This is a genomic window from Streptomyces sp. CBMA156 (assembly GCF_014596515.1).
Taxonomy (GTDB): domain Bacteria; phylum Actinomycetota; class Actinomycetes; order Streptomycetales; family Streptomycetaceae; genus Kitasatospora.
The window spans coordinates 40,373-48,043 of sequence record NZ_MSJQ01000099.1 but is presented as its reverse complement, the minus strand read 5'-3'; the positions used below and the strand labels follow the sequence as shown (position 1 = coordinate 48,043).

The 7,671-nt window shown below is 72.4% G+C and carries 6 protein-coding genes; all 6 read left to right on the top strand.

Going from position 1 to position 7,671, the window contains the following annotated elements; all coding sequences use genetic code 11:
* Window positions 1-152 precede the first annotated feature (152 nt).
* The 6 genes from BU198_RS08640 (at window position 153) to BU198_RS08615 (ending at window position 7,646) form a co-directional block, all read left to right on the top strand.
* On the top strand, window positions 153-1,430 hold the full coding sequence (locus tag BU198_RS08640; protein ID WP_188296256.1) for an ABC transporter substrate-binding protein: 1,278 nt from the start codon (window positions 153-155) through the stop codon (window positions 1,428-1,430).
* A complete protein-coding gene (locus BU198_RS08635) occupies window positions 1,427-2,359 on the top strand; it encodes a carbohydrate ABC transporter permease (protein WP_188296255.1) in 933 nt (310 codons plus the stop codon). Before BU198_RS08640 ends, BU198_RS08635 begins: the two co-directional genes overlap by 4 nt.
* Window positions 2,356-3,189, top strand: coding sequence for a carbohydrate ABC transporter permease (locus tag BU198_RS08630; RefSeq protein WP_188296254.1), 834 nt, complete (start codon window positions 2,356-2,358; stop codon window positions 3,187-3,189). The genes BU198_RS08635 and BU198_RS08630 overlap by 4 nt, the downstream gene beginning before the upstream one ends.
* A gap of 73 nt (window positions 3,190-3,262) precedes the next feature.
* A complete protein-coding gene (locus tag BU198_RS08625; RefSeq protein ID WP_188296253.1) occupies window positions 3,263-4,507 on the top strand; it encodes an ABC transporter ATP-binding protein in 1,245 nt (414 codons plus the stop codon).
* A 140-nt stretch (window positions 4,508-4,647) separates the two neighbouring features.
* Window positions 4,648-6,282 carry a multicopper oxidase family protein gene (locus BU198_RS08620; RefSeq protein WP_188296252.1) on the top strand — a complete coding sequence of 545 codons (1,635 nt, stop codon included), beginning with the start codon at window positions 4,648-4,650 and terminating at the stop codon, window positions 6,280-6,282.
* Between the two features lie 353 nt (window positions 6,283-6,635).
* Complete coding sequence (locus BU198_RS08615; RefSeq protein ID WP_411293162.1) at window positions 6,636-7,646, top strand: SigB/SigF/SigG family RNA polymerase sigma factor; 1,011 nt, start codon at window positions 6,636-6,638, stop codon at window positions 7,644-7,646.
* Window positions 7,647-7,671 lie beyond the last annotated feature (25 nt).

Sequence of the window (7,671 nt, the reverse complement as noted above, 5' to 3'; positions counted from 1 at the left end):
CCCGGGCGCCCGGCGCCGGTTCCTCCGTCCGGCCGGTCGCCGCCGGTTCCTCCGTCCGGCTGGTCGGCGCCGACCGGCGGCGCGGCCCCGGGAACGACCGGCAGGGCGGCCCCTAGGGTCGGCCGGACCGTCCGTCCCAGCCCGGGAGAACGATGCCGAGGGTCCTCAGTCTCCGCTCGCGGTGGGCGAGCGCCGCCGCCGGACTGGCCGTGTTCGCCTCCGCGCTCGCGGGCTGCGGAGGCGGTGGGAGCGGCGGCCCGGTCACCCTGAACTGGTACAACTTCCCGGACGACTCGGGCGCCCTCCAGCAGGCCGCCGACCGCTGCGGGCAGCAGTCCGGCGGCCGCTACACGATCCGCTACGACAAGCTGCCCCGCGGCGCGGACGGCCAGCGCCAGCAGCTGGTGCGCCGGATGGCGGCGCACGACGCCGGCGTGGACATCCTGGGCCTGGACGTCACCTGGCCCGCCGAGTTCGCCGAGGCCGGCTGGATCCGCGAGTGGACCGGGACGATGCGCGAGCGGGCCACCGCCGACACCCTCGACGCGGCGGTGCGGACCGCGACCTGGCGGGACCGGCTGTACGCCGTCCCGTACAACTCCAACACCCAGCTGCTCTGGTACCGCGACGACCTGGTGCCCACCCCGCCGAAGACCTGGGCGGAGATGCTCGCCCGAGCGCAGCAGCTGGCCGACGAGGGCAAGCCGCACCTCGTGGAGATCCAGGGCGCCCAGTACGAGGGGCTGACGGTCTGGTTCAACACGCTGGTCGCCAGCGCGGGCGGCACGATCCTCACCCCCGACGCCCAGGCGCCCTCGCTCGGCGCGCCCGCCGTCACGGCCGCCGGGGTGATGCGCGACCTGGCGGTCTCGGTGGCCGCCGACCCCTCGCTGGCGAACCAGATGGAGGACCAGAACCGGCTCGCGATGGAGTCCGGCACCGCCGCCTTCGAACTCAACTACCCCTTCGTCTACCCCGCGATGAAGGCCGACCGGCCGGAGCTGTTCCCGCACTTCCGCTGGGCCCCGTACCCCGCGGTGACGGCCGACCGCCCCGCTCACGTGACCATCGGCGGCATCGACCTCGCCGTGGGCGCCTACAGCCGGCACCCCGACCTCGCCGCCGAGGCCACCCTCTGCCTGCGCGACCGGGACAACCAGCTCACCAACGCGCTGGAGGGCGGCCTCCCGCCCTCGCTGCGGAGCCTCTACCAGACCGCCGAACTGACCGCCAGCTACCCGTTCGCCGCCGACGTGCTGGCCGCCCTGGACTCCGCCGGCGTACGGCCGCAGACCCCGGCCTACCAGAACGTCTCCATCGCCATCTCGCACACCCTCTCCCCGCCCGCCGGCATCCGCCCGGAGAAGGACGTGGCCGACCTCCGCGGGCAGATCAGGGACGCCCTCGGTTCGAAGGGGCTGATCCCGTGACACCTTCCACCGAGGCCGCCGCCGCGGCCGTGCCGAGGCCCGCCGGGCCGTCGCGCGGCGCCCGCCAGGAGCGCCGGCTGGGCCTGCTGCTGTGCGCCCCCGCGGTGATCGTCATGCTCGCGGTCACCGCCTACCCGATCGGCTACGCCGTCTACCTCTCCCTCCAGCGCTACGACCTGCGCTTCCCCGACCAGGCGCACTGGGTCGGGCTCGCCAACTACGGTGCGGTGCTGGCCTCCCCGGTGTGGTGGCAGGCGCTCGGCGTCACGGCGCTGATCACCGTGGTGTCGGTGACCGTCGAGCTGCTGCTCGGCCTGGCGCTCGCCCTGGTGATGCACCGCGCGGTCTTCGGCCGCGGCGCCGTGCGCACCGCCGTCCTGGTGCCGTACGGGATCGTCACCGTGGTCGCCGCGTACTCCTGGCAGTACGCCTGGACGCCCGGCACCGGCTACCTGGCCGCCCTGCTGCCGGAGGGCAGTGCCCCGCTGACCGAGCAGTGGCCGGCCGTCGGTCTGATCATCCTTGCGGAGGTCTGGAAGACCACCCCGTTCATGGCCCTGCTGCTGCTCGCCGGCCTCGCGCTGGTGCCGGACGAGACGGTCAGGGCCGCGATGGTGGACGGCGCGGGCTTCGGGCAGCGGCTGCGCCTGGTGATCCTGCCGCTGATGAAGCCGGCGATCCTGGTCGCGCTGCTCTTCCGCACCCTGGACGCCTTCCGGATCTTCGACAACATCTACGTGCTGACCAGCGGCTCCAACGGCACCGGATCGGTGTCGATCCTCGGCTACGACAACCTGTTCACCGCGCTCAACCTGGGCATCGGCTCGGCGATCTCGGTGCTGATCTTCGTCTGCGTGGCGCTCATCGCCCTGGTCTTCGTCAAGCTGTTCGGCACGGCGACGCCCGGCGCCGAACCGGAGCACCGATGAGCACCCGGCACGCCAGGACGCTGACCGGCTGGGGCGTCGCCAACCTGGTGGTCGTGCTCTACGCGCTCTTCCCGGTGTGGTGGATCGTGGCGCTCTCCTTCAAGGACCCGAGCACCCTGTCCGACGGCGCCTTCGTGCCGCGCCGGTGGACCCTCGCCAACTACCGCGGCATCTTCCAGACCTCCGAGTTCACCCGCGCCCTGGTGAACTCGATCGGGATCGCGGTGATCGCCACCACCATCGCCGTGGTGCTCGGCACCATGGCCGCGTACGCGGTCGCCCGGCTGCGCTTCCCCGGCAAGCGGCTGCTGATCGGGGTGTCCCTGCTGATCGCGATGTTCCCGCCGATCTCGCTGGTCTCACCGCTGTTCGACATCGAGCGGGCGCTCGGCCTGTTCGACACCTGGCCCGGGCTGATCATCCCGTACATGACCTTCTCGCTGCCGCTGGCGATCTACACCCTCTCGGCGTTCTTCCGGGAGATCCCCTGGGACCTGGAGAAGGCGGCCAAGGTGGACGGCGCCACGCCGTGGCAGGCGTTCCGGCTGGTCATCGCGCCGCTGGCGGCACCGGGCGTGTTCACCACCGGCATCCTGGTCTTCATCTTCTGCTGGAACGACTTCCTGTTCGCGATCTCGCTGACCTCCACCACCTCGGCCAGGACCGTGCCGGCCGCCATCGCCTTCTTCACCGGGAGTTCCCAGTTCGAGCAGCCGACCGGCTCGATCGCGGCCGCCGCCGTGATCATCACGATCCCGATCGTGGTCTTCGTGCTGCTGTTCCAGCGCCGCATCGTCGCCGGGCTCACCGCCGGCGCAGTCAAGGGCTGAGACCCGCGCCGGGTCCCACAGCCGAGTCCCCAAGGCCGAGCCCGCCCCACCCGGCGGACCAGGAAGGCGGATCGTGGCCGAGATCGTCCTCGACGGCATCACCAAGCGCTACCCCGACGGCGCCCTCGCCGTCCGCGACGTCGACCTCACCATCGCCGACGGCGAGTTCGTGATCCTGGTGGGCCCGTCCGGCTGCGGCAAGTCCACCACGCTCAACATGATCGCCGGGCTGGAGGACATCACCGAGGGCACCCTGCGGATCGCCGGGGAGGTGGTCAACGACCGCGCGCCCAAGGACCGGGACATCGCCATGGTGTTCCAGAGCTACGCCCTCTACCCGCACATGAGCGTGCGCGACAACATGGGCTTCGCGCTGCGCCTGGCCAAGGTCGACAAGGCGACCATCGCCGCCAAGGTCGAGGAGGCCGCCCGCGTCCTGGACCTCACCCGGCACCTCGACCGCAAGCCCGCCAACCTCTCCGGCGGGCAGCGCCAGCGGGTCGCCATGGGCCGGGCGATCGTCCGCGACCCCAAGGTCTTCCTGATGGACGAGCCGCTGTCCAACCTGGACGCCAAGCTCCGGGTGCAGATGCGTACCCAGATCGCCGCCCTCCAGCGCCGCCTGGGCACCACCACCGTCTACGTCACCCACGACCAGGTCGAGGCCATGACGCTCGGCGACCGGGTGGTGGTGATGCGCTCCGGCGTCGTCCAGCAGGTCGGCTCGCCGCAGCACCTGTACGACGAGCCGGTGAACCTCTTCGTCGCCGGGTTCATCGGCTCGCCGGGCATGAACTTCCTCGGCGCCGCGCTGGAACGGGACGCCCTGCACACCTCGCTGGGCGCCTTGCCGCTGGACGACCGCACCCGGCGCGCCCTGGAGCGCGCGGACGCGCCGCGCGAGCTGATCGTCGGCATCCGCCCCGAGGACTTCGAGGACGCCGCGCTGGCCGAGGGGCACGACGGCGGGGTCACCGTCACCGTGACCGTCGAGGTCAGGGAGTCGGTCGGCTCGGACGTCTACGTCCACTTCGCGGAGGAGGGCGGTCCGGTGGCGGGTTCGGGGGGTTCGGGGGGTTCGGCAGGTTTGGCGGGGTCGGCCGGGTCGGTGAGGTCGGTGAGCGAGGAACTCGCCGAACTCGCCGCCGACTCTGGCCGCGCCGACACCGGGATGCTGGAGCACCGGGTGGTGGCCCGGCTGAACCCGGTGACCAGGGCCGCCGAGGGCGGTCCGCTGGAGCTGTGGGTGGATACGGCGCGGATCCACGTCTTCGATCCGCGCAGCGGCGCCAACCTGACCCACCCGGAGCACGCGTAGCCAGGTGCCTCGGGGCCCGGGCCGCCAGGGCTCGGCGTCCAGGGCTTGACGTCCAGGGCTTGGCACGGAAGGCCCAACGCCCCCGGGCGCGCGGTGTGCCTGACCGGGACCCTGTGTGGGCCGACCTACATTGCCCGATTATGAGAGAAAATGTCGGAATCACTCGCCGATCGGTGCTCAAGGCCGTCCCCGCCGCCGTCCTGGTGGCGGCCTCCGACGGGATCCTCGCCCGGCGCGCCAGGGCGGCGACCCCCTTCCCCCAGCCGGTCGTCCGCAGCGCGCGGCCGGCGCCCGGCGCACCGAGGGCGGTGCTCGACCAGACGCTCGACGTGCGGTTCACCGACACCCCCGTCCCCGGCCTCGGGACGGTCACCACGCGCACCTACAACGGCACCATCCCCGGGCCGACCCTGCGGGTGCGCGCCGGAGACACCCTGCGGCTGACCCAGGTCAACGGCCTGCCACCGAACCGGGCCCACGACGGCGGCCACCACAACCGGCCGCACCGCGAGAACAGCTTCAACCTGCACACCCACGGCCTGCACGTCTCCCCGTCCGGGGACGCCGACAACGTCCAGCGCGAGTTCACGCCGCGCACCGCCGAGGAGGCCGAGGCCGGCGCCCCCGAACCGCGGTACCTGACCGTCATCGACATCCCGGCCGACCACCCGGCCGGCACCTACTGGTACCACCCGCACGTGCACGGGGCCACCGCCGAACAGATCGCCGGAGGGATGGCAGGGGTCCTCGTCGTCGAGGGCGACGTCGACGAGGTGCCGGAGATCGCGGCCGCCGCCGACGTCGTCGTCTGCGTCAACGAACTCATGGTCAAGGACGGCAGGACCGCCGCGTTCGTCGCGGGCAACTCGTTCGCCGGCATCACGCCCGCCTTCACCGTCAACGGCGAAGTCAACCCGACCCTCACGCTGCGCCCCGGCGAGGTCCAGCGCTGGCGGCTGGTGGCGGCGACCGCGTTCACCGCGCTGTCGCTCCGACTCGCCGACGGCGACTCCGTACTGACACTCAATCAGATCGCCATGGACGGCGTGACCTTCCCGGCGCCGGTCGCCACCGACACGGTGCTGCTGTCCGTCGGCAACCGGGCCGACGTGCTGGTCCGGGGCGGCGAGCCCGGGACATACGAACTGCGGGCCCAGGGCGCCCCCGGCCCGCTGATGACGGTCGAGGTGACGGGGGAGGCCGTCGACCCGCCGATGGGACTGCCGGCCGCCCTGCCGCAGGGCAAGCCCTTCCTCGACGAGGGCGACATCACCAACCCCGAGGGCGACCGTACGGTGGTCTTCCACGTCGACGGCGGGGTCTTCGAGCAGCCGTTCCCGCACGCCTACCGCGTCCTCGGCAGCCGCCCGACCCCCGCGGCCGACCCCGACGGCGACCTCACCAGCGACCCCGCCTACGGCCTGTTCGACCCCGACTACGTCAACCACACCCTGGAACTCGGCACCGTCGAGCGGTGGACCCTGCGCACCGACGAGTCCGCACCGGGCTTCCACCACCCCTTCCACCTGCACACCAACCACGTCCTCGTCACCCACCGCAACGGCGAACGGCTCGACCCGCCGGTGTGGCAGGACACCGTCGACCTGGCCGGCGGCAGTCCGAGCGACACCGTCACCCTGCTGGTCGGGTACCAGGACTTCACCGGCAGTACCGTCCTGCACTGCCACCAGCTCCAGCACGAGGAACTCGGCATGATGCAGCGCGTCGACTACGTCGAGTCCCGGCAGGGGGAACGGGCCGGGAGGCGGGTGTAGCCGATGCCGGGCCGGTCCCTCCGGCGCCGGCCTGCGGGTGGAGGCGCGGCTCGCCCGCTCTGGGGGTGCGCGCCCGAGAGCGGGGGGAAGCGGGTCCGGCTGGAGACGGCGCTCCCGTCGGGAGCCTCAGCCGGCCGGACCCGGAAATACGGTGGGAAAACACCCGCACCATGCGTTCGACCCCGAATCCCGGGTAGAACACCCATGTGGCGGCCGTGAACGATCCGGCTGCCCCGGCACCCCCGCACGGTGTGCCACCGGGACCTCGCCTGCGGAAGCCGGGCACAGGTCCTGGGGGAAGAAGCCCGTGACGTGACACGCGAGACCGTCGCTGTCCACGGGCGCTCACCCCGATGCCCAGGAGCGATCACGTGTCCATCCACCGGGAAACGAGCGGTCGGGAGGCGACTGGCCGGGAGTTCACGGCCCCGGGCCTGTCGCCCGACCGGCCGTCCGGCCTTCCGTCCGATCTGCCGTCCGATCTGCCGCGCAGGCCGACGGTGGCCGAGCTGCGCCGGATGGGGAAGTCGGAGGCCCGTGAGCTGAGCGACGCCCTGTTCGAGCGGCTGGCCGGACTGGCCAGGGAGACCCGCGCCTACAGCTACGTCCGCGGCACGATCATCGAGCTGAACATGCCGCTGGTGCGGTTCATCGCGGCCCGCTTCCGGCACCGGGCGGAGGACATGGAGGACATCCTCCAGGTCGGCACGATCGGTCTGATCAAGGCCGTCGACGGCTACGACCGGCAGCGCGGCGTCGAGTTCGTCACCTACGCGATCCCGACCATCACCGGGGAGATCAAACGGTTCTTCCGCGACACCTCGTGGCCGGTGCGGGTCCCGCGCGGCATGCAGGAGCTCTACCTGAGCGTCGCCCGAGGCTCCGACCGCCTGGAACAGCGACTCGGCCGGCTCCCGCAGCCCGAGGAGATCGCCGAGGACCTGCACCTCACCGTCGAACAGGCCACCGAGGGCCTGACAGCGGGCCGGGTCTACCGCCCCAACTCCCTGGACGCGCTGCGCGACCAGGACACCGACGAGACCGGCAGCGCCCTGCTCGACCGCCTCGGCGGCTGCGACCCCGGCCTCGAACTCGCCGACTTCCGGATCGCGGTGCGCCCCCTGCTGGCCCGGCTGCCCGAACGCGAGCAGACCGTCCTCAAACTCCGCTTCTGGGACGGCTGGACCCAGTCCAGGATCGCCGACCGGATCGGCGTCTCCCAGATGCACGTCTCCCGGCTGCTCAGCGCCACCCTGGCCTGGCTCCGCGAGCAACTGGAGGACCAGGACGCCCCCGGCTGGGCCGACAAGCCCGGGCGGCCCGGGTGTCCTGGGTGCCAGGCTGAGCCCGCGGTGTCCGGCTGAGACGGTCGGGCCGGTCACAGGTCAG

Coding starts and splice junctions, on each gene's coding strand:
- BU198_RS08640 (WP_188296256.1), top strand. CDS start 153: ATGCCGAGGGTCCTCAGTCTCCGCTCGCGGTGGGCGAGCGCCGCCGCC.
- BU198_RS08630 (WP_188296254.1), top strand. CDS start 2,356: ATGAGCACCCGGCACGCCAGGACGCTGACCGGCTGGGGCGTCGCCAAC.
- BU198_RS08620 (WP_188296252.1), top strand. CDS start 4,648: ATGAGAGAAAATGTCGGAATCACTCGCCGATCGGTGCTCAAGGCCGTC.
- BU198_RS08615 (WP_411293162.1), top strand. CDS start 6,636: ATGCCCAGGAGCGATCACGTGTCCATCCACCGGGAAACGAGCGGTCGG.